This window comes from Salipiger sp. HF18 (assembly GCF_011806505.1).
Lineage (GTDB): Bacteria > Pseudomonadota > Alphaproteobacteria > Rhodobacterales > Rhodobacteraceae > Salipiger > Salipiger thiooxidans.
Map to the genome: position 1 here is coordinate 1 of NZ_JAATOS010000793.1, position 1,212 is coordinate 1,212.

1 protein-coding gene is annotated in these 1,212 nt (G+C 68.2%); it reads right to left on the bottom strand.

Annotation, left to right across the window (positions count from 1 at the left end):
• On the bottom strand, positions 1-1,212 hold a 1,212-nt coding region (locus HC022_RS26995; RefSeq protein ID WP_217704134.1), incomplete at both ends, for an aminomethyltransferase family protein.

Sequence of the window (1,212 nt, forward strand, 5' to 3'; positions counted from 1 at the left end):
GGATCGAAGAACACCGTTCCGGTGATCTTCGCGGCGATGGTTCGATCGGGCATCGGGATGTGGACGATCTCGCCCAGGCGGTCGTGACCGCCCTCGACCAGGGCCAGCGCGATCGGGCGGCCGGTGGTGCCCACGTCGTAGGACGAGGTGACGTGTCCGACCATCTTCATCGGGATCGGCTGCTTGGGATCGAAGACGATCTGGGCGCCTTCTTCCAGCTTGGAGCCGTCCTCGGACAGCAGGCCCACGAGCTGCTTGCGGCCCTTGGCGACGAGGTCGGGCCGTGCGAGACCGCGCTTGCCGACGAAATCGGGCTTCGCCTTGCCCACGGCCCAGCCCATGCCCGCGTCAAAGGGCGTGACGGTGCCGTCGGTGTCCTGGCCGACGATGATGTAGCCCTTCTCGGCGCGGAGCACGTGCATGGTCTCGGTGCCGTAGGGCGTGATGCCGTACTGCTGACCGGCGTCCCAGAGCGTTTCCCAGAGCTGGCGTCCCATGGGGGCGGGGACGTTGACCTCGAAGCCGATCTCGCCGGTGAAGCTGACGCGGAACAGGCGTGCCGGCATGCCGGCGACGGTGCATTCCACGCAGGACATGTGCGGGAAGGCCTCTTCGGTCAGCTCCACGCCCTCGACGAGCGGGGCGAGCAGCTTGGCGGCGTTGGGGCCGTTCAAAGCAACGGTCGCCCATTGCTCGGTGGTCGAGGTCAGCCAGACGTTGAGGTCCGGCCATTCGGTCTGGAGGTAGTCCTCCATCATGTTCAGCACGCGCGCCGCGCCACCGGTGGTGGTGGTGACGTGGAACCTGTCCTGACCCATGCGGCCGATCACGCCGTCGTCGCGGATGAAGCCGTCATCGCCGCAGAGCAGGCCGTAGCGGCAGCGGCCGACGCCCAGCTTGGTCCAGGGGTTGGTATACATGCGGTTCATGAACTCGACCGCGTCGGGGCCCACCACCTCGATCTTGCCGAGGGTGGAGGCGTCGAAGATGCCGAGGCTCTCGCGGGTCGCGGCGCATTCGCGACGCACCGCATCGTCCATGCTCTCGCCCGCCTTCGGGAAGTACCACGCCCGGCGCCACTGGCCGACCGGCTCGAAGGCCGCGCCATGCGCTGCCGCCCACTCGTCGATGCGGGTCTTGCGGGTGACCTCGAAGTGGCTGCCGCGGTGATAGCCCGCGAAGGCCCCGAAGGTGGTCGGCGTGTAGGGCGGC